This window comes from Schauerella aestuarii (genome assembly GCF_009866805.1).
GTDB classification, from domain to species: domain Bacteria; phylum Pseudomonadota; class Gammaproteobacteria; order Burkholderiales; family Burkholderiaceae_B; genus Schauerella; species Schauerella aestuarii.
Window position 1 is genome coordinate 594,454 of record NZ_SIZW01000042.1, and the last position, 20,992, is coordinate 615,445.

At 62.4% G+C, this 20,992-nt stretch carries 20 protein-coding genes; 14 read left to right on the forward strand and 6 right to left on the reverse strand.

Annotated elements, in window-relative coordinates; genetic code table 11:
• Both EYW45_RS17895 and EYW45_RS17900 read left to right on the forward strand, forming a co-directional pair.
• Complete coding sequence (locus tag EYW45_RS17895) at window positions 1–2,619, forward strand: [protein-PII] uridylyltransferase (protein ID WP_161136772.1); 2,619 nt, start codon at window positions 1–3, stop codon at window positions 2,617–2,619.
• 98 nt (window positions 2,620–2,717) lie between these two features.
• Window positions 2,718–3,245, forward strand: coding sequence for a disulfide bond formation protein B (locus EYW45_RS17900; protein WP_161136773.1), 528 nt, complete (start codon window positions 2,718–2,720; stop codon window positions 3,243–3,245).
• 186 nt (window positions 3,246–3,431) lie between these two features.
• Here EYW45_RS17900 and purF read toward each other — a convergent pair whose 3' ends face one another.
• The 4 genes from purF to folC all read right to left on the reverse strand — a co-directional run bounded on the left by purF (window position 3,432) and on the right by folC (window position 7,732).
• Complete coding sequence (purF, locus tag EYW45_RS17905) at window positions 3,432–4,952, reverse strand: amidophosphoribosyltransferase (protein ID WP_161136774.1); 1,521 nt, start codon at window positions 4,950–4,952, stop codon at window positions 3,432–3,434.
• A 24-nt stretch (window positions 4,953–4,976) separates the two neighbouring features.
• Window positions 4,977–5,468 (reverse strand): CvpA family protein, encoded by a 492-nt coding sequence (locus EYW45_RS17910; protein WP_161136775.1) that lies wholly within the window; start codon window positions 5,466–5,468, stop codon window positions 4,977–4,979.
• Window positions 5,465–6,325 carry an SPOR domain-containing protein gene (locus EYW45_RS17915; RefSeq protein WP_161137100.1) on the reverse strand — a complete coding sequence of 287 codons (861 nt, stop codon included), beginning with the start codon at window positions 6,323–6,325 and terminating at the stop codon, window positions 5,465–5,467. Before EYW45_RS17915 ends, EYW45_RS17910 begins: the two co-directional genes overlap by 4 nt.
• 96 nt (window positions 6,326–6,421) lie before the next feature.
• Window positions 6,422–7,732: a bifunctional tetrahydrofolate synthase/dihydrofolate synthase gene (gene folC / locus EYW45_RS17920; RefSeq protein WP_161136776.1), complete on the reverse strand. Its 1,311-nt coding sequence runs from the start codon at window positions 7,730–7,732 to the stop codon at window positions 6,422–6,424.
• A gap of 416 nt (window positions 7,733–8,148) precedes the next feature.
• Here folC and EYW45_RS17925 point away from each other — a divergent pair, with 416 nt between their 5' ends.
• The 7 genes from EYW45_RS17925 (at window position 8,149) to EYW45_RS17955 (ending at window position 13,487) form a co-directional block, all read left to right on the forward strand.
• Window positions 8,149–8,568 (forward strand): flagellar protein FlaG, encoded by a 420-nt coding sequence (locus tag EYW45_RS17925; RefSeq protein ID WP_161137101.1) that lies wholly within the window; start codon window positions 8,149–8,151, stop codon window positions 8,566–8,568.
• 110 nt (window positions 8,569–8,678) lie between these two features.
• Complete coding sequence (gene fliD, locus EYW45_RS17930) at window positions 8,679–10,085, forward strand: flagellar filament capping protein FliD (protein WP_161136777.1); 1,407 nt, start codon at window positions 8,679–8,681, stop codon at window positions 10,083–10,085.
• On the forward strand, window positions 10,085–10,510 hold the full coding sequence (gene fliS, locus EYW45_RS17935) for a flagellar export chaperone FliS (RefSeq protein WP_161136778.1): 426 nt from the start codon (window positions 10,085–10,087) through the stop codon (window positions 10,508–10,510). The genes fliD and fliS overlap by 1 nt, the downstream gene beginning before the upstream one ends.
• A gap of 39 nt (window positions 10,511–10,549) precedes the next feature.
• Window positions 10,550–10,891 (forward strand): flagellar protein FliT, encoded by a 342-nt coding sequence (locus EYW45_RS17940; RefSeq protein ID WP_161136779.1) that lies wholly within the window; start codon window positions 10,550–10,552, stop codon window positions 10,889–10,891.
• Window positions 10,888–12,240: a flagellar hook-length control protein FliK gene (gene fliK, locus EYW45_RS24890; protein WP_161136780.1), complete on the forward strand. Its 1,353-nt coding sequence runs from the start codon at window positions 10,888–10,890 to the stop codon at window positions 12,238–12,240. The genes EYW45_RS17940 and fliK overlap by 4 nt, the downstream gene beginning before the upstream one ends.
• On the forward strand, window positions 12,237–12,575 hold the full coding sequence (locus EYW45_RS17950; protein WP_161136781.1) for an EscU/YscU/HrcU family type III secretion system export apparatus switch protein: 339 nt from the start codon (window positions 12,237–12,239) through the stop codon (window positions 12,573–12,575). Before fliK ends, EYW45_RS17950 begins: the two co-directional genes overlap by 4 nt.
• Window positions 12,576–12,596: 21 nt before the next feature.
• Window positions 12,597–13,487 carry a flagellar brake protein gene (locus tag EYW45_RS17955; protein WP_161136782.1) on the forward strand — a complete coding sequence of 297 codons (891 nt, stop codon included), beginning with the start codon at window positions 12,597–12,599 and terminating at the stop codon, window positions 13,485–13,487.
• 292 nt (window positions 13,488–13,779) lie between these two features.
• On the opposite strand, the gene EYW45_RS17960 is transcribed toward EYW45_RS17955, so the two are convergent.
• Both EYW45_RS17960 and fliE read right to left on the reverse strand, forming a co-directional pair.
• Complete coding sequence (locus EYW45_RS17960; protein WP_161136783.1) at window positions 13,780–14,934, reverse strand: putative bifunctional diguanylate cyclase/phosphodiesterase; 1,155 nt, start codon at window positions 14,932–14,934, stop codon at window positions 13,780–13,782.
• Window positions 14,935–15,018: 84 nt separating this feature from the next.
• Window positions 15,019–15,354 (reverse strand): flagellar hook-basal body complex protein FliE, encoded by a 336-nt coding sequence (gene fliE, locus EYW45_RS17965; protein ID WP_161137102.1) that lies wholly within the window; start codon window positions 15,352–15,354, stop codon window positions 15,019–15,021.
• A gap of 267 nt (window positions 15,355–15,621) precedes the next feature.
• On the opposite strand from fliE, the gene fliF reads away from it, so the two are divergent.
• From fliF to fliJ, 5 genes are read left to right on the forward strand one after another with little or no spacing between them, the layout of a single operon-like run.
• A complete protein-coding gene (fliF, locus tag EYW45_RS17970; protein ID WP_161136784.1) occupies window positions 15,622–17,301 on the forward strand; it encodes a flagellar basal-body MS-ring/collar protein FliF in 1,680 nt (559 codons plus the stop codon).
• Window positions 17,291–18,298, forward strand: a complete 1,008-nt coding sequence (gene fliG / locus EYW45_RS17975; protein WP_161136785.1) for a flagellar motor switch protein FliG — start codon at window positions 17,291–17,293, stop codon at window positions 18,296–18,298. The genes fliF and fliG overlap by 11 nt, the downstream gene beginning before the upstream one ends.
• Window positions 18,285–19,031, forward strand: a complete 747-nt coding sequence (fliH, locus tag EYW45_RS17980; RefSeq protein WP_161136786.1) for a flagellar assembly protein FliH — start codon at window positions 18,285–18,287, stop codon at window positions 19,029–19,031. The genes fliG and fliH overlap by 14 nt, the downstream gene beginning before the upstream one ends.
• Window positions 19,016–20,536, forward strand: coding sequence for a flagellar protein export ATPase FliI (gene fliI / locus EYW45_RS17985; protein ID WP_407924933.1), 1,521 nt, complete (start codon window positions 19,016–19,018; stop codon window positions 20,534–20,536). Before fliH ends, fliI begins: the two co-directional genes overlap by 16 nt.
• Window positions 20,529–20,978, forward strand: coding sequence for a flagellar export protein FliJ (gene fliJ, locus EYW45_RS17990; RefSeq protein WP_161136788.1), 450 nt, complete (start codon window positions 20,529–20,531; stop codon window positions 20,976–20,978). Before fliI ends, fliJ begins: the two co-directional genes overlap by 8 nt.
• The last annotated feature ends 14 nt before the right edge of the window (window positions 20,979–20,992 follow it).

Consider the following 20,992-nt stretch of genomic DNA (forward strand, 5'->3'; position numbering starts at 1 on the left):
ATGCCGATTGCACGTACGCAGCCTGCCGATTTGACGACCTTGCGCCAGCGCCTGACCGAACAGCGGCAAGCCGCTATTGCCGAATTCCGCGAGCACGAGCGCCCCGACACGCTGCTGCACGATCTACGCAAGATCTGCGACGCCGGCTTGCGGGAACTCGTTCGCGTACATCCACTGCCCGTCGGGGCCACGCTGGCAGCGGTGGGCGGCTATGGGCGCGGCGAGCTGTATCCGCATTCTGACGTCGACCTGCTTGTCCTGTTGCCGCATGAGCCCGGCGCCGATGACGAAGAGCGGATTGCCGCCTTCGTGGCCGCACTATGGGATCTGGGTTTCGAACCCGGACACAGCGTACGCACCATCGAGCAATGCAAGGTCGAGGCGCAAGCCGACATCACCGTCGAGACCGCGCTCCTCGAATCGCGCTGGATCGCGGGCAGCCGCAGCCTGATGAAGCGCTTCGAAGCCGAGATGACGCAACGCCTGGATGCGCGGCGCTTTTTCCGCGGCAAGCGGCTCGAGATGCAACAGCGGCATGCGCGTTATCAGGAAACGCCCTATGCGCTCGAGCCGAACTGCAAAGAGTCGCCGGGCGGGCTGCGTGATCTGCAAGTCATTCTGTGGATGGCGCGCGCGGCTGGCCTGGGCGGCAATTGGCGTGACGTGGCGCAATCGGGCATGCTCACGCCCTCTGAAGCACGCGACCTGCGCCGCGCTGAGCAGGCCTTCAAGCGTCTGCGCATCGAACTGCACATGCTGGCCAAACGCCGCGAGGATCGCGTGCTGTTCGACCTGCAGCCAGCGCTTGCCGAGGTGTATGGGTTGCAAGCGACGTCCACGCGCCGCGCCAGCGAAATCCTGATGCAGCGTTACTACTGGGCCGCGCGCCTGGTGACGCAGTTGAACACCGTGCTCGTTCAGAACATCGAGGAGCATCTGTTTCCGCGTCCGGATAGCGAAGCGGTACCGATCGACGAAGACTTTCGCAACCTGCATGATCGCCTCGATATCGTGCTGGATGACGCCTTCGAGCGGAATCCGACGCTTTTGCTGCGCGCGTTTCTCACGATGCAGCAGCATCCTGAACTGACCGGACTGTCGGCGCGCACGCAACGCGCCATCTGGCATGCCCGTGACCGCATCGACGTCCAGTTCCGCCGCAATCCGGTCAACCGCAAATTATTCCTGCAGATCCTGCAGCAGCCCAGCGGCATCGTGCACGAACTGCGCCGCATGACGATGCTCAACATCCTGCCACGATATTTGCCTGTGTTCCGGCGCATCGTCGGTCAGATGCAACATGACCTGTTTCACGTGTACACGGTCGACCAGCACACGCTGACGGTGATCCGCAATCTGCGCCGCTTTACGATGCCCGAACATGCGCAGGAATATCCGTTCGCGACGCAATTGATGGCCAATTTCGATCGCCATTGGCTGCTGTACGTGGCGGCCTTGTTTCACGATATCGCCAAAGGCCGTGGCGGCGATCACTCCGAATTGGGTGCGCGCGACGTGCGCCGATTCGCGCACGACCACGGTCTCGATGCCGAAGACGCGGAACTGGTTGAGTTCCTGGTCCGGCAGCATTTGGCCATGTCGACGGTGGCGCAGAAACGCGACTTGTCCGATCACAATGTGATCACTGAATTTTCGAAACTGGTCAAGGATGAACGTCACTTGACGGCGCTGTATCTGCTGACCGTCGCCGACATTCGCGGCACGAGCCCCAAGGTCTGGAACGCCTGGAAAGGCAAACTCCTTGAGGATCTATACCGCCTTACGATCGACGCGCTGGGCGGCGAACGGCCCGACGCCAATACAGTGCTCAACGAGCGCAAAAAAGACGCGGTTCGGCTGACCCGTTTGGCGGGCTTGCGTGACGAGTCGCGTGAAGCATTCTGGCGCCAACTGGACGTGGCGTATTTCCTGCGGCACGACGCCTCCGATATTGCGTGGCACACCCGACACTTGTATTACCAGGTCGCTCCGGAGCAGGCCGTCGTGCGCGCCCGCCCCACCGAGCATGGCGAAGGCTTGCAAGTGATGGTGTACACCCGCGATGCGCCAGATCTTTTCGTGGCGATCTGCCAATTCTTTAATGCCAAATCCCTCGGCATTCAGGACGCGCGCATTCACACCACCCGCCACGGCTATGCGCTCGATAGCTTTATCGTGTTGCTGCCCGAGGGCGCCAATGATTTTCGCGCCCAGGCGGCCTTGGTGGAACACGAGTTGGCCGAGCACCTGAAGGATGCTCGCACCTATGGGCAGAACACGGCGAAAACCGCGCATTGGGGCCAGGGACGGCAGTCGCGCATGTCGCGGCTTTTCCCAGTGCGGCCCCAGGTGGAGTTGTCGCCTGACGAGAGCAGTCGCTCATGGCGGCTGTCCGTGGTGGCCACCGATCGGTCCGGGCTGCTGCATGCCCTGGCACGCGTATTCGCCGCCAACGGCATCAACTTGCGCATGGCCAAAGTCATGACGCTGGGAGATCGGGTCGAGGACGTTTTCATCATCGACGGCACTGCCCTGGATCGACCACGCAGCCAATTGCAGTTCGAACAAGGCATCCTGGATGCCTTGGAACCCGATGCGGCCAGTCGGCGCGTCGCGTGATGCCATTGGCGATGGCACCGAACTGAACCCTTCACTCCGACTGCGGTCTATTCGACCGCAGGTATTTCCCCAGCATTCACTTAAAAGTATCTCAACCTATGTTCGATCGTCGTCAAAGCTTGCTCATTCTGGTCGCCGTGCTGTCATTGGGCGCCGTGGGCGTGGCACTCGTCTCTCAATACGTGTTCGATATGCCGCCCTGCGCCTGGTGCGTACTGCAGCGCATGATCTACCTCACCATTGCGGTGGTGAGCATCGTTGGCGCTCTCGCGCCGCGTGCCGCGAGCGCCGTGGCAGCCGGCTTGGCCACCCTGCTGGCGCTCAGCGGCATTGCCGCAGCGTGGTACCAGCATACCGTCGCCTCGCAGATGCTGTCGTGCGATCAAACGTTTGCCGACCGCTTCGTATCGGGCACCGGCCTGGACGCTGCCGTTCCCGCATTGTTCGGCATCTTCGCCACCTGCATGGACGCCATGGTTCAAGTGCTGGGCCTCGAATACGCCGTGTGGAGCCTTATCCTTTTCGCGGTTCTGACGGTTCTGGGCGTTGCTGCCCTGTGCGCCAAGCCCGCCGGCCTGTCGGCTGAAGAAGCGCGTAAGCGCGCCAGCCTGCGCGCGCGTCGCTAAGCGATTGGAGGGCTTGCTGCGGTAGCAGCAGCCCGTCGCCAAAAGAAAAGCACAGGCGGATCGGAAACCGATCGCCCAACGAACAAAGCGCACGACATCGTCGTGCGCTTTGCTTTGGAACCGGCCGTAAGCGTCGCTTCTCGTCAGCCACCGGCGCATCGCAGCGCCGGCGCTTTACACACGCCCTCAAGCGTCGCTAGCGGCGAAGCCCATATTGAATTGCAAGCCGTTGGGGGAGTCGTCTTCCAGCACGCCACCCCGCGACTGGCCCAAACGCGCCAGATATTCCGGCGTGATATCACCCGTCACATAATCGCCGTCGAAGCACGATGCCTCAAAGCGCTTCATCCGGGGATTGATATCGCGCACCGATTGCTGCATGTCGGCCAGATCCTGATAAACCAGTGCATCGGCACCGATCGTCTGGGCGATTTCTTCGTCAGTGCGACCGGTCGCGATCAGCTCGCTCTGCGTCGGCATATCGATACCGTACACGTTCGGGAAACGCACCGGTGGTGCGGCCGAAGCGAAAAATACCTTGTTCGCACCGGCAGCCCGCGCCATATCGACGATTTCGCGGCTGGTGGTACCGCGAACGATCGAATCGTCCACCAGCAACACGTTCTTGCCCTTGAATTCGGTACCGATGGCATTGAGCTTCTGACGCACGGATTTACGGCGCACGGCTTGGCCCGGCATGATGAAGGTGCGGCCAACGTAGCGGTTCTTGATAAGGCCTTCGCGATAATCGAGATCCAGGCGCGCAGCCAGTTGCATGGCGGCCGGACGCGACGAATCGGGAATCGGCATGACGACGTCGATTTCGCCCAGACGCAGCGTACGCGCCACCTTGTCCGCCAGATACTCGCCCATGCGCAAGCGCGCGTCGTAAACCGACACGCCATCGATCAGCGAATCGGGGCGCGCAAAGTACACATACTCAAAAATACACGGGGTCAGTTGGGGATTGTCGGCACACTGACGGGCAACCATGCGGCCGTCCAGGTCGATGAAAATGGCCTCACCCGGCTCGACATCGCGCACGAAGATGAATCCGCTGCCTTCGAGCGCCACCGATTCAGAGGCAACCATCCATTCCGGACCGTGCTCACCTTCCATCCGGCCAATACACAGCGGGCGAATACCGTTGGGATCGCGAAACGCGAGCAATCCATAACCGGCAATCTGCGCCACCACGGCATAAGCACCCTTGACGCGCTTGTGCATCGAGGCCACGGCGCGGAAGATCGCGTCATCATCGAGCGACACACCATTGGCTGACGATTGCAGCTCGTGGGCCAACACATTCAACAACACTTCCGAGTCGGAATTGGTATTGATGTGGCGCCGATCGATGCGGAAAAGCGATTCGCGCAGTTCACGCCAGTTGGTCAAGTTGCCGTTATGGGCGAACATGATGCCGAACGGCGCGTTGACGTAAAAAGGCTGTGCCTCTTCTTCGGAAATGCTCGATCCAGCGGTGGGGTAACGAACCTGACCGATACCGCTGGTGCCCGGCAGCGAGCGCATGTTTCGCGTACGAAACACATCGCGCACCAGCCCGTGGGCCTTGAACATATTGAAGTGATTTTCCTGTGCCGTCGCAATACCGGCAGCATCCTGACCGCGATGCTGGAGCAGGAGCAGGCTGTCGTACAGCAGTTGATTAACCGGACCGCGTCCGACGACCCCGACAATTCCACACATGGTGATTTCCTAGAACAATGAGCGCTACGTATAAGGTAGCCACGCGGCCAAAGCAGGCGGCAGCCACGTCTTGATATGTTTGATGGCGTCAATCGCTGTCTGCGAAAACATCGCCTCACGCCACCAGGGTTCTTGCGGCATGGGCGTGTAACCCGCCAATGCCACCAATACGAGAATAATGAGTACGCCACGCGCCAGACCGAACAGTCCGCCCAACCCGTGGTCCGCCGGCGATAGACCGGTGGTCCGAATCAGCGCTGCCAGTGTCATGTTGACCAGGCCCACGCCCAACAGCACGATGAGGAACACCGCCGCATACGACAGCCCCATCCTCAACATGGGGGTCTCGATCCAGGAAGTCAACCACCCATAGACGGTGGGACCCCACCAGATCGCCGCGACGAACGCCAGCCCGAAGGCGACCAGCGACAAGACTTCCTTGAGCAATCCACGGATCAGCCCCAATACACCCGACACCACCAGGATGCCGATGAGGATGAAGTCGAAGCCGGTCACTGGGCGGCAATGAAACCGTTGTCATACCCGAGCGTTCGCAATCGCGCCTGGGCCGCTTGAGCAGCATCGCGCGATGGGAACGGGCCTACGCGCAAGCGAAACTGCTGCTTGCCGCCAATCGACGCCGGTTCGACGAACGCGTTGGTGACACCGGCAGCATGCAGCTTGTCGCGTCGGCCCTGCGCATCGCCTTGCGTGGTGTAAGCCGCGATCTGGAGCACAAAATTGCCCTTGTTGGAGGCCGCCGCGGGCTTCGGACGAGATTCGGCCGGCGTTGGGGTACGTCCCTCAAGGAGCGCAAGCGCGCGGGCGCCATCGTCGCTGCGTTCGATGGGCGCGGCAGGCTTGGGTGCCGGCGTGGCGGGCTTCGCGGTCTCAGCGGGCGGCTTGGGCGTCGCCTCGGGCCGCACCACGGCAGCGGACGGCACTTGCACCGAAGGCGTATGCGGTGCAGTTGTGGTGCCAGGCGCCGGCGTGCCAACGGCGGGCGGCGCGCCAGACATCAATGGCGGTGGGGTAGGTACGCCGCCATCAGTGCCGGGAGCCGCTGCCGGCACGCCATTCGCCGGGGGCTGGGATGACGCCTGCGGCAAACCGGACTGGGGCTGGCCCATATTGGGGTCGAAGGGCTGCGTGCGGTCTGGAATTTGCACCGGAATGTCTTCTGACACCGGGTGACGTTCACCATCGAGCACCATCGGCAATACGACGACGGCCGCGAGCACCAAAGCGACAGCGCCTGCCAGACGACGGCGCGCCCGGCCACGAAGTTCGGCTGCTTGCGCTTCGCTGGATACGGAAGGCCGTGCCCTGCCGCTGCGCGTTGCGCCGCTTTCAGTCCGATTGAACAATCCCATCGAAAAATCCTTGCTGCCGGTGGCGGCGACCGGCCAGACAGCTGCCGGCCGAAAACGCTCGCGTGTTGCCACGCGTTGAAGTCGTCACGCTCTGAGTTAGTGGGCGCGGCCCAACGCGGTCAACGCAGCAGCCACCGTCAGGAACGAACCGAATATCACGATTCTATCACCCTCGCCTGCTCGTTTTTGCGCTGCCGCAACCGCCGCCGCGACGTCGTCGAACGCCGCCAAGGTGGCGGCCTCGTCTTCTTTGCCCACTGGCGGCAAGGCAGCCGCCACACGGTCGGCCAACACCTGCCCGGTTACCCCGCGGGGGCCCACCAATGTGGGGCAATACCAGTGATCGATGCGCTTGCCCATACGGGCGACCACGCCGGCCACATCTTTATCGTCCAACATGCCGAACACCGCATGGGTGTAGGGAAAATACGCCATATTGTCGAGATTCTGAGCCAGCACGGCAGCGGCATGCGGGTTGTGCGCCACATCGAGCACGATCGTGGGTTGCCCTGGCAGAATCTGGAATCGGCCAGGTAAAGTCGCCTGCGACAGCCCAACCCGCACCGCCTGCTGGGGCACCGGCAGACGATCCCGCAGGGATTCGAGTGCAGCGAGCGCCGCCGAGGCATTTAACAATTGGTTGGCACCACGCAGGGCCGGATAGGCCAGTGCATTGCGCCGCTGGTTGCGGCCGCCGAAACCCCACTGCTGGCGGTCGCCCGAATAGTTGAAATCTCGCCCGAACAGCCAGAGGTCCGCGCCGATCGCAGCCGCGTGATCGAGTAACGTCTGCGGCGGGACGGGATCGCTGCAGATTGCGGGCTTGCCGGTCCGGAAAATGTGGGCTTTCTCAAATCCGATCAGCTCGCGCGTGTCGCCCAGCCAATCCATATGGTCCAGATCAACACTGGTCACGATCGCACAATCGGCGTCCACGATATTGACGGCGTCCAGGCGTCCGCCCAATCCAACCTCGAGCACGATTGCGTCCAGTTGCTGGCCGGCAAACAGGCGCAGCACAGCCAGCGTCGTGAACTCGAAATACGTCAATCCGGTATCGCCGCGGGCTTGCTCGACCTCGGCAAACGCCGCCGTCAGCGCTGCATCGCTCGCAGAAACGCCATTCACTCGCGCACGCTCGTTGAAATGGATCAGATGCGGCGAGGTATACACGCCCACCTTGTACCCTGCGGCCAGCAACATCGCCTCGAGCATCGCGCAGGTCGACCCCTTGCCGTTCGTACCGCCAACGACGATTTTCACCGCGGAAGATGCCAAGCCCAGTCGATCGGCCACCTTGCGCACCCGCTCCAGTCCCAGATCGATACTGCGGCTATGCAGGTGTTCGAGATAACTCAGCCAAGTGGAAAGGGAATCGGAAACCTGAGGCGTTTGCGGGTTGGACATGAACAATGCAAAGGAAAATCGCCCCTGGCGGGGCGCAAGCCGATCCGGGCGGACCGGGCGCAGCCCACAAGGGGCAAGCTCGGCATTTTACCAGCCGTCACAACGCAATCCTGGGATTCCCCTGGTGTGCAGCTGTGTATGTGGCCCCTCGCCCGCTTAGCGACGCGTCACCCAGGCAATGAGCAAGGATCCGCCGGCTCGAGATGATGTCGATTCCTCCTCCTCGACCGCTTGAAATGGCAGGGAAAGCATTCCAGAGCGGCAATGTTCGAGGCCGTATTTTCCAGTGCTGCGCCCCTTAAGTTCAGCTGAAGCATGCCGTTACCTGTGTGGAATCCCTAGAACCGCCCGCGATTGTCTGGGCGCCTGCACAGAGTGCTGTGCTCATCGAGTTGCGCTACCCGTACGGAGCCTCCATGGCGTTGACCCCGATTGCTGCCCCGCTGACCCTGCCCGTCACCGCCGCCATGGCCGCGCCACCGCCGCCTGCCGCCGCCATCGTGGTGACTGCCAGCGAGAAAAGTACGGACACCGCTTCGTCGCAGGCGGATCACCGCCAGTCCCCGGCGCAGCCAGAACCGCTCAAAACGCTGCCATCCACCGAGGAAGGATCCAATCCCTACCTCGACAAGGCGCTCGACGAACTCAATCAACAGATGCGGGCGTGGGATACCAACCTGCATTTTGAAGTGGATCCCGACATCCATCGAATCGTGGTCTCCATCATGGATTCCGAAAGCGGCGATGTGTTGCGCACCATTCCAACCGAGGCCGTCATTCACGCCGCCAAAATGCTCGTGAAGATGCAAGGCCTCGCAATCGAAACCACCGCATAACAGAAAACCCGGGGAATTGACGGAATTAGGCCCTTTTAAAGCCCGTAAGCGCGCAAATTGGTCCGGTCCGTTGCAGCAATAATGCAACCTGAGTAGAAGGATTTAACAAGATGGCAATCTCATTCGCGAACCTGAACAACAGCGGCTACGACTTCGCTGCGATCACCGAGCAGCTGGCCGAGTTCGAAAAACAGACAATCGTTCCCTATCAAGCGCGCGTCACGCAGACCAGCACGAAGATCACGGGGATGGGTTCGCTTAAGAACGTCATCGATGCGCTGCGTACCGCGACCGAGAAACTGGCGGCCGCAATGAGCTCCGCACCGGCCAAAACCAGCGTGTCGGGCAATGGCGTATCGGTCACGGCCGGCGCCGGTGCCGTCGCAGGTTCCTACTCGATCTTCGTCGATCAGTTGGCCGCGGCCGGCTCGCTGAAGTCCGCCGCCATCGACAGCCGTACCGCGCAAAACGGCGTAGGCGGCACGATCGCCATTGAAACGGTGGGCGGCACAGCCCCCATCGATATCGAACTGGGCAGCGACACGTCGCTGAACGGCGTGCGTGACGCCATCAACGCAAAATCCGACAGCCCAGTCAACGCGACCATCATTACCGATGGCGAGGGCAAGAGCTTCCTGATGCTCACCTCACGCGCGACAGGAGAAAAGGCAGAGGTCAAGAGCATTGACGTCACCGGCAACAGCGGCACGCTCGCCGCTGACCTGAACTACGTCAAAGGCGGCACGCCGGGCAACATGACGGTGGCCAACGTGGCGACCGATGCCAAGCTCACGCTCAACGGCATCGCCATCACCAGCGGCTCGAACCAGCTCACGACGGCGATCGACAACCTGACGCTCGATCTGAGCGCCGTCACCGAAACCGGCAAGAAAGTGACCGTCAAGGTCGAGTCGGATATCGAGGCGCAAGTCACCGCCGTTCAGAATTTCGTGACCGCGTACAACGCGATGCGTACGACGACCAAAACCTTGTCGACCTACAACAAGGACTCGACGTCGATCAACGGGAGCCTGTATGCCGACTCCACACTGCGCAGCGCGCAGGACGAACTCGCTTCGGGTTTGCGCGTCGCTACGGACGACAAGAACATCTTCTCGCTCGCCAAGCTGGGCATCACGACCGACATCGACGCCAAAGACGGCACGCTGAAGATCGACGTCGCCAAGGTTCGCGACGCGATCACCAAATATCCGTCGGAAGTCTCGAATCTGCTCTCGGGCACCGAGGGCTTGGCGACCAAGATGAATGCCACGACCAAGCAGTATCTGGATCAAGGCTCCATCAAAGGCAAGATCACGTCGGTCGTCGAGAATCTGGAAAGCGAGCGCAAGAAACAGACGAAAGCCGTTGAAGACGTCACGGCCCGAGTCGAAGCCACCAATGCCGCGACGATCGCACAATTCAACGCTCTGAGCGTTGCATTGTCGAAAATCGAGTCGACAAAAAACTACCTGACCTCGCAGTTTGAGGCCATTGCCAACTCAAACAAAAAATAATGTCCTACGCCGCCCGTCGTCCCTTTGGCGCACAAGCTGCGCGTTCCTACGCCACCGTAGGCGTTCAGACCGAGGTATTGAGTGCCACCCCGGAGCGGTTGATCACGCTGCTCTTCAAAGGCGCACGCGCGGCCATCGCTCAGGCGAAACTGCATCTGCAGCAGAACCGCATCGCAGAACGTGGCCAAGCGATATCCAAGGCGATCCGCATCGTCGAAGAAGGGCTCAAAGGCGGCCTCAACCTCGAAGCGGGCGGCGAACTTGCCGCCAATCTCGATCAACTCTACGACTACATCGCGCGCACCCTGTTGACCGCAAACCTGAACGCCGACGCCGCCCAGCTGGACGTTGCCGATCAGCTTCTCGCGAACCTGCAGGACGCCTGGCAGAGCTCGGTCGACCCCACGTCGACCGCGTCGCTCTAGCCCCGACGTTGCCCCTCACTTTTCGCGCGAAACCTAAGCATGACGTCGCCTCACGCGCCGATACTGTCGCACTATCAAAGCATTGCCGCCATTACGGCCGCGATGCTTGAAGCTGCGCGATCCGGAGACTGGACCATCGTCCTCTCTCTTGGACAGCAATACATCGACATCGTCGAAAAACTCCGCGACATCGACGCCAGTGTGCCTCTGGACGAAACCAGCCGCGCGCTCAAGCACGATCTGCTCGTGCGCATTCTGGAGAACGATGCGCGTACGCGCGACCTGGCTTCGCCGCAAATGGCGCGGCTCAATACATTGCTCGGCCGCATCAAGCAACATCACGATCACGCCAGCACCTTCGGATTCAAGGCGCCCACGTGAACGGACCCAACTCGTTGGGCACGCTTTTGATCCAGCGTCTTGATGCGGTACTGGGCACGCCGTTGGCGTCGCATGGCGATCTGCAGTCGGGATTGCGCGCCGATGCGGTCAGGCAACCCGGCGCACCTGTCAAGGTCGAGCCCACCGAAGGCGAGCCGCGGCGGGACGGCGAGCGCGCTGCCCTCAAGCAGGCGGCGGGCCAGGCAGACCAAGGCGCCGTAAAGGATGCCAAGCTCGCTACGCTCCTCGCGCTCAATGCGCGCGGGCGAGTGGTTCAACAATCGGCCACGCCCTCCGCACCCACGTCGCTGGGCCAGGGCGCACGCGCCATTCTTGCGCTGCTCGCCGCGTTTCCCGATGCGCCCGCCGTCGTGGGCCGCCAGCCGCTCCTGCAGGCCGCACTCGGCAGCGCCGTATCGTCATCGGACGCTAGTGCTGCGCGGCAAACGGGGCAAGCGCACGCGTCGGTAAACGATCGCGGCGCGCCGACGACAAGCCAGGGGATCGGTGCCGCCGATCGCAGCACTGGCATGGCCGATAGCCGCGCAGGACCAGACAGCAACACGGCAGCCCGGCCGGGGCAAGGGGGTGAAGCCGTACGCGGCTCGAACGCGCTTGCCGGTACAACCGAATGGGTCACTCCGAACGTGCGAGCGCTGGCACACGCACTGCAGCATGCGATCGACAAAAGCGGACTGTTTTACGAATCGCATCTGAGCGACCTGGTTTTTGGCAAACGCACCGCGCCCGACCTGCGCCAGGAACCTCACAACCAGCCCCCCTCGGCGCAACCTCAAGCAGCTGGCAGCGCAGCCGCACAGGCGGGGGCCACACCGCGTGACGCAAGTGTGTTTGGTGCGGCGCTTGCCGATGCCACCGAGACACCCGCGCCGCGCATGCCCGCAACAGCGCCCGCCCAGGATACCGCGCCCCCGACGCAACACGGCGTGCGCGCCGATACAGCCGCCCTCGTGCGTCAGCAACTCGACGTGCTGACGAATCAAAGCATTGCCTGGCAAGGCGAAGCGTGGACCGGCACGCCAATGCAATGGGAAATCGAGCGGCGCCAGCAGGCGCCATCGGCGTCGCCCGATGCGCCACCCTCGTGGGCTACCAAGATCGCCGTGACACTGCCCAGGCTCGGCCGCGTCGAAGCCACTCTCAACCTTGTCGGCAACGATATCGTCATGCGACTGGTCGCCCCCGAGGGCGAGTCCGACATTCGTGCCTCGTCGGCGGTGCTGCGATCGCAGTTCCAAGCAGCCGGCCTGACGCTGAGTCATCTCGTCATCGACGAAGATGCTGCCCGCGCACCCGATGTCGTTCACCAGGATGGTCCTGCAACATGAGTACACCTCACACGCCGCCACCCGAGGATACGACGCCGGCCAAACGCCCACAGGCTGTCGCCATCGCGTATGACGGCAACGACGCGGCACCTCGCGTCGTCGCGAAGGGCTACGGCCCGATCGCCGACAACATCGTGCGCACCGCACGCGACAATGGACTCTATGTGCATGAGTCGACTGAACTCGTCGGGCTACTGATGCAAGTCGACCTGGACGCGCAGATTCCGCCCCAACTTTATACTGCGGTCGCCACGTTACTTGCGTGGCTTTACCGGTTAGAATCGCGCTCGCCCGAAGCGTCGGGCGCCGCAGATTTCCCACACCCCACGGTCTAGTTCATTAGGAAGTGATGCAACGTGTTGAGCGAAACGCCCCCCGACTTTCTACTGACCGACCCTGACGAGATCCGTAGCGCTTTATTCGAACTGACGCATGCCGAAGCGCATGTGGTGGTGCGCGACGCTGCGGACCGCGAAATCGCCGCGCTGATCATCGGGCTAGATCGAAAAACGGGTACCTTCTTTTGGCGGCCGCGCGATTACGCCAGCAGCAACTTTGCCGACAACAAGGAATTGTTGATCGGCGCCGTTTTTCAGTTTGTCTGCAGTGGCTATGGTGGCGTACGCATTCACTTCCGTGTGCCGCGCCCCGATGTCGTGCGCTTCGACGACGGCAGCGCGGCCTTCGTATCGCATTGGCCGGATCGAATCTCCCGCATACAGCGCCGCAAGATGTTCCGTGCATCGCTTTCCACACAGGGCAAGCGTTGCCGTGCGACCTGGCAACCCCCGGGCGGCGAACCCGCCATTGCGTTCAGCATTCGAGATGTGTCGGTCGACGGCATCGGATTGCGCTGCGCGCTCCCGGTAGGCGCATTGCCGCTGCGCGGCGACACCCTGGAACGGGTGCTGCTGGATTTCGGCGAATTTGGCACCTTGCAAACGTCGCTGGAAGTGCGCAACGTCTTCCCCACCAGTGGCCAAGGCAAGCGTGGCGAAGATGATGAGGATGCCCCGGGTGAGCCGGCGGACGGTGCCGCTGCTGTGGCCGTCGCGCCGCGCGCAGCAGCCGTAGCCGTCGCTGCGCCACCCCGGCTTGTTGTGGTCGGCAGCGCCGGCGACACGCCGTCGAATGTTCGCCTCGACGTCGAAAGCCACGTGGGCGCCGTATTTTCAAAACTCAGCAGCCGTGAGGAGATTTGGTTGCAGCAAGTCGTCTGGCGGCTCGAGAAGAATAAGTCCGACTAGGCAGCGCAGTTCGACGCGGCTTTGGCTGACACGGTGGTCTTGTTATCGTCAGCAGGCATGTGCACCGCCGCAGCATTCGACGTCCGCGCACGATCCAATCGCAACCATGTCCAGGCCGGATGTCGCAAGGCGCTCGTAGAACCACAAAAAACAAAGCACAAAAAAGCGGATCAGGCGCAACGCCGATCCGCTTTTTCGTGCTTTCTTGTTTCCGCTTTCTGATTTCCGCTCTCTCTTTCCCGCTACTGGGTTGACCAACGCCCTGTTGGCGCGGTCATGCGCGCTGCTGCGGCTATGCGTGCTGCGCCCACGCGATGTCGGGCACGTCGGACGAGCTGAGGGTCTTCTGAACATAACGTTCAGCCAACTCCAGGGCCGACATGGGCTTGCCCAACAGCCACCCCTGCACACGATGACATTTGAGTTCGCTCAGGATCGAATACTGCCCTTCCGTCTCGACACCTTCGGCCACGATCTCGCGCTCGAGGCGACGTGACAGGTCGACCACGGTGCCCACGATCGCTTGCGCGTTGCTGTCGCTTTCAAGATTGCGAATGAACGATCGATCGATCTTGATCGTATCGAACGGCAGTTCCTGCAGATAGCCCAGGCTCGAGTAGCCGGTACCGAAGTCGTCGATGGCGATCTTCACGCCGGCACGGCGCAATTCCGACAGCCTCGATATTTCACCGCCTTCTGCGGCGACCATCACCCCTTCGGTGACTTCCAGTTCCAGACGTTCGGGCGCCAGGCCGGAGCGGTCGAGCGCCCCACGCACATCCCGCAGCAAAGAGTGGCGTTCAAGCTGAATCGGCGAGATATTGACCGAGATATACCAGGGTTCCGGCCAGCTCGCGGCTTCGGCGCAGGCCGTCTCGAGCACCCACGCACCCAAGGGCACGATCAGTTCGGTTTGCTCGGCGACGGGAATGAACTGCATCGGGGCCACAAGGCCGCGTTGCGGATGATTCCATCGCACCAACGCTTCAAAACCGCGCAACTGGCGGCCATCGACGCCGTAGATCGGCTGATAGACCACATACAGTTGGCCGGCCTCTTGCATCGCGCGCCGCAGATCGTCTTCGAGGTCCTCCGTGTCGGCAAGGTGCGCCAGCCCGACGGCTTCCTGACGACGACCGCTGATGCGCAACGCGCGCAGCACGCCTTCGGCGCGTACGAGGTGATAAACCAGGAGCAGGATGAGTGCGGTCGGGACGGCAACGATCGTTGCCACCAGGGAGGTGCTGAAGGCAGCAAAATCGAACTGCCCGCTGTCCCACAAGTACCACAGCGGCAGCAGGACGAACGCCATGGCAATCATGACGCTTCCGGACAAACCGAGAAAAATTCGGGCGCGGCGCGACAGGAACCAGGCCAGCAACAGCGCGAAGCCGATGACCTCGAACTGCAGCACGGCAATGACCAGCAAAGTAAAAGTATCAAGCATCGTTAGCCGGGACCGGATCCGAATAGGGTCCGGCGGGCAACTTGCCAGCCGTACTTGGCGGATTTTTACACGGAAGCGCGGTTTTCACATCGCCATCGATGAAATTTCCTTGTAGGCGGCCACAAGCTTGTTGCGTACTTGCACCGTCATCTGGAAACCAAGCGTGGCTTTCTGCGAATCGATCATCACCTTGCTCAGCGAAATATTGGGATCGCCCATATCGAAAGCCTGCTGTTGGGCACTCGCTGCATGCTGGACCGAAGACACGCGCTGCAAGGACTGCTGCAGCACGGCCGCGAAATTGGCCGGGCGCGGTGCGAAATCCTCAGCCTGTGCGCCGGGCGCGCTCTGCGCCGTGCGCACGACTGCGCGCATCTGCGACAGCATGCTCTCTATTCCCGCCAAACCGCTTACCGCCATGACCAATCCTTGCCTATAGCGCCGGACAGACCGGCGGAAACATTTGAAGTGCGCACCTTTTATTAGGCGTGGCGAGAGTGTGCACCACTTCTGCTCGAAAGCATATGTGACAAATGACGGCAAAAACCGGGGTTTTTCGGGGATTAGATTGTGCGCGCCCAGCCCATAATCCACGCTTCCCAGACCCACTTTGCGTCGCATGTCTCTCTTGCCCCGATCGTCCGCCCTACTTCGATGCCCGCGCGTTCGACTCGGCGGGATACTCAGATGAACTCGCAGGCCACTACTACTTCTCGCCTTTTTGCCCGCTTCCCCACGCTCGATCGCGTGCGCAGCGTGCCCAAACCATTATTGATCACGGCCGTCGCGGCTGTGGTTGCCCTCGTGGCTGCGGCCGCAATGTGGAGCCGCGAGCCCGACTACAAGGTGCTGTTCTCGAATCTGCAGGACCGGGATGGCGGCGCCATCGTGGCGGCACTGGGACAAATGAACGTGCCTTACCGGTTCAGCGAGAACGGTTCGGCATTGCTGGTGCCGCCCAACCGCGTTTACGACACGCGCCTGCAGCTGGCCGCGCAAGGCCTGCCGCGCGGCGGCTCGGTCGGCTACGAGTTGCTCGATACCGCACGGTTCGGCGCCAGCCAGTTTGCCGAACAGATCACGTATCAGCGTGGCCTCGAGGGCGAGCTGGCCCGCTCCATCGAATCGGTCAATGCGGTGCAGAGCGCACGCGTCCACCTAGCGATGCCGCGCCAGTCCCTCTTCGTTCGCGAACGCCAGCAACCGACCGCCTCCGTGCTGTTGCATCTGTTTCCCGGACGCAGCATGAGTGAAGGCCAGGTCCAGGCCATTGCCTGGCTGCTGGCTTCGAGCGTGCCTGAGCTCAATGCCGAGAATGTATCGATCGTCGACCAGAACGGACGCCTCTTGTCCACGCCGTCCGGCGACGGGCGCGGCATGGATGCCGACCAGACCAAATTCGTACGTGACGTCGAACAGCGTGCTGCCGAACGCATTCTCGCCATTCTGAATCCGCTGGTAGGCCACGGCAACGTACACGCCCAAGTCAGCGCCGATGTCGACTTCGCCCAACGCGAACTGACCTCCGAGGTTTACCGTCCCAATCAGGATCCTGGCCAGGGTGCCGTGCGCAGTCGCCAGGCAAGCGACTCACAGCAAAATGGCGGCACGGGTGCACAAGGCGTTCCGGGCGCCCTCACCAATCAAGTGCCGGCCAACGCGCAAGCGCCCATCACCAATCCGCCGGCCAATGCTGCGGCGGCGGCACAACAGCAAGGCGGGGCCACGACCACCGGAACCAATGGCGCGCAAGGCGCAGGCGGCGCCGCTGCGACCGCACCCACGAATGTCCGCAGCGATTCGACCGTCAATTACGAAGTCGACCGCACCATCAGTCACGTCAAGCAGCCCACCGGCGCCGTCAAGCGCCTGTCGGTCGCAGTCGTCGTGAACTATATGAAGAACGCCGACGGCGAACCGCAGCCGCTGCCGGCCGAGGAACTGACCAAGCTCACGAACCTCGTGCGCGAAGCCATGGGCTTTTCGCAAGATCGCGGCGACTCGCTCAATCTGGTCAATAGCCGCTTCACCGACGAAATCATCGCCGAGACGCCGGTCTGGAAAGACCCGGGCATGATCGACCTGGCCAAGACGATCGGCTACTGGCTGGTGCTGCTGTTGGCGGCGTTGTGGGTGTGGCGTTCGCTGTTGCGCCCGATGTGGAACCGCTACATCAATCCCGAAGTCGACCCGGTGGTCGCGGAAATCGAACGCGCCGAAGCACAACGCGAAGCCATCGATCAGGCACGCGCCAGCGCCAACAACCGATACGAAGAAAACATGCAACGCGCCCGCGAAATGGCCACGAAAGATCCTCGTGCCGTGGCGATGGTCTTGCGCACCTGGATGAGCAGCAATGACAAGTGAAACCAGTCTCGACGGGATGACCCGTAGCGCCGTCCTGATGATGTCGCTGGGCGAAGACGCCGCGGCCGAGGTCTTCAAATACCTGTCCGCACGGGAAGTGCAACAGGTCGGTGCCGCCATGGCCACGCTGAAGCAGGTCACGCGTGAAGACGTCGGCAATGTGCTGGAAGAGTTCCGTCAGGAAGCCGACCAGTTCGTCGCCGTTACCTTGGGTTCGGACGACTATATCCGCTCTGTACTCACCAAGGCGCTGGGGAGCGATCGCGCTGCTGGCCTGATCGAGGACATTCTCGATGCCGGCGACAGCGGGAGCGGCATCGATGCATTGAACTGGCTTGACGCCACGACTGTCGCCGAGCTGGTGGGCGACGAGCATCCGCAGATCATCGCGACCATCCTGGTTCACCTCGAGCGTGATCGCGCGGCAGGCGTGCTGGCATTGCTCAACGAACGCCTGCGCAACGATGTGATGTTGCGCATCGCCACGTTCGGCGGCGTTCAACCGGGTGCGCTGACCGAGTTGACCGAAGTGCTCAACGCCGTGCTCGCGGGCCAGGGCGCCAAGCGCAGCAAGATGGGTGGCGTGCGTACGGCAGCCGAAATTCTCAACATGATGAATTCGACGCAGGAAGAAACCGTGGTCGCCAGCCTGCGCGAACGCGATTCGGATCTGGCGCAACGCATCATCGACGAGATGTTCGTCTTCGACAATCTGCTGGATGTCGAGGATCGTGCGATCCAGATGATTCTGAAGGAAGTCGACAACGATACGTTGATGGTCGCCCTCAAGGGCGCGCCCGAAGAACTGCGCGACAAATTCATGCGCAGCATGTCCACGCGCGCCGCCGAGACGTTGCGCGAAGATCTGGATGCCCAGGGCCCGATCCGCATGTCCAAGGTCGAGGCCGAGCAGAAGAGGATCCTGCAAATCGCGCGCAATCTGGCCGAGAGCGGCCAGATCGTGCTTGGCGCCCAGGGCGACGATGCCTACGTCTGATCCGTCCTTCAAAGCGGGTTTGCACCGCGGCGGCGACGCGTGGCGGCGCTGGACGATGAATTCGTTCGACGACCACAACGGTGCGCCATCGGAGACCTCCGGCGAGCCCGCACCGGCAGCGCCGGATGCTGCCGCGCTGCTCGCGCAGGATCGCGCCGAAGCACGCGCGGCCGGCCGGCATCAGGGGCACGAAGAAGGCTTGCGCGAAGGTTATGCCGCCGGTGAACACACCGGCCGTGAAGCCGGTTTCGCCGAAGGCCGTGAAGCGGGATACGCCGAAGGCCTGGAGACTGCACGGCGTCAAGCTCGCGAAGAAGCCGCTCAGCTTCATCTGATCGCTCAAACCTGCGCCGAATCGGTTGGCCAGATCGAAGAAAAAATGGGTCAGGCGCTGATTGGACTGGCCCTGGACATCGCTCGCCAGGTGATTCGCACCAAACTCGACAAACAACCGGAGTGCGTGGTTGACGCCGTGCGGGAAGTGCTGCACATGCAACCCGTCACGCAAGGCACGTTGCGGCTTTGGCTGCATCCCCTGGACGTCGACCTGGTGCGGCAGTATCTGAATGAAGAGTTGCAGGACGCCCGATGGCGCGTACTGGCCGACGAATCGGTCCTGCGCGGCGGCTGCCGCGCTGAAACGCCCTACGGCGACATCGACGGCACGCTCCAGACGCGCTGGCACCGCGTGGCCGCCTCGCTCGGCCGCGACAGCCAATGGGATACGCCATGAGCGCCGGTTCGCACGCCCACGCTGATGATCTGACACCGACGCGCGATAGCGGGGCCAACCTCGTCAACGATGTGCCCGCCATCGATCGCTGGGCGACGCAATTGCGCGTCGGCGCCATCCGCGCAAGCGCCACCGACCCCTGGCATGTGAGCGGACGCATCACTCGCGCAGCCGGACTGGTGCTGCAGGCCACCGGTCTGAGACTGCCGGTCGGCGCCGTCTGCCGCATCGAGCTCTCCCCGGGTCACGATCATTGGGCAGATGCCGAAGTCGTCGGCTTCGATGGCCAAACGTTGTTTCTGATGCCGCAAACCGACATCTCCGGCCTGCCCCCTGGCGCCCGCGTGGTGCCGGGTGAGCCCGCCGTACAGCGGCCCATCAAGCTGCCCGAAGGCCGCGAACCCAATGGCAACGCCAAGCCCGCGATCGGACGTCACTTGCCGGTGGGCCGCGCATTGCTCGGCCGCGTGGTCGACGGCGCCGGACGCCCGCTCGACGGCCTCGGTCCGTTGATCGACGCCGAACAAGCGCCGCTGGCGGCCCAGCCGCTGAATCCGCTTACGCGTGCACCGATCGATAGCGTGCTGGACGTGGGCGTGCGCGCCATCAATGGCTTGCTCACAGTGGGCCGCGGCCAACGCATGGGCCTGTTCGCCGGCTCCGGCGTGGGCAAGAGCGTGCTGCTGGGCATGATGGCGCGCTACACCCGTGCCGACGTCATCGTCGTGGGACTGATCGGCGAACGTGGCCGCGAGGTCAAAGAATTCATCGAGCACAATCTGGGGCCTGAAGGCCTCGCACGCTCGGCCGTTGTCGCGGCACCCGCAGACGTGTCGCCGCTGCTGCGTTTGCAGGGCGCCTCGTACGCCACCCGTATCGCCGAGTACTTTCGCGATCAGGGGCTCGACGTGTTGCTCATCATGGACTCGCTCACACGATTTGCCATGGCGCAACGAGAGATCGCGTTGGCGATCGGCGAACCCCCCGCCACCAAAGGCTATCCGCCGTCGGTTTTCGCCCGCCTTCCCGCGCTGGTCGAACGCGCCGGCAACGGCGCCATGACCGCGAGCGGCAAAGCCGGCTCGATCACCGCCTTCTACACGGTCCTGGCTGAAGGCGACGATCAGCAAGATCCCATCGCGGATTCGGCACGCGCCATTCTCGACGGGCACATCGTCTTGTCGCGCCACCTGGCCGAAGCCGGCCACTACCCGGCGATCGACATCGAAGCATCGATTTCGCGTGCGATGCACTCATTGATCACACCCGACCAATTTCAGGTCGTACGCAAGTTCAAACAGTCGCTGTCGCGTTACCAACGCAACCGCGATCTCATCGCCGTAGGCGCCTACGCGCCCGGTCATGACGCACAACTGGACGACGCGATCGCGCGTTACCCGCGTCTCGAAGCGTTTTTGCAGCAAAACATCGGCGAGAGCGTGACGTATGCCGGTGCCGTTACCCAACTTCGCGGAACGTTCGAAGGACATTCCTCACATGCCTGAACAATTGCCATTGGACACGCTCAGCGAGCTCGCTCGCGAACGTGCGGAAGAAGCCACGCGTCGCCTGGGCCTGCTGAACACCGCTTTGCTCAACGCAAAGCAGCAGCTCGACATGCTGGCCGACTACCGTCACGACTACCTCGCCCGGCTGCAACAGGCCATGTGCTCGGGGATGTCGGCATCGGACTGCCAGAACTACCAGCGCTTCATCGGCACGCTCGACGATGCCATGGCGCAACAGCGCAACGTGGTCGCTCAATCGGAGACCGAGCTCGAAGCGGGTCGGGTCGATTGGCAACAGGCCAAACGCAAACAAAATTCGTTCGAAGCGCTCACCGCCCGTGCCCAGCGCGCACGCGACGCCGTCGAACAACGCCGGGAACAACGCGGCAATGACGAGTTTGCTGCGCGCATGCTGACTCGTTCGCCGGTTTTCGGTTGATCTCGCATCACAGG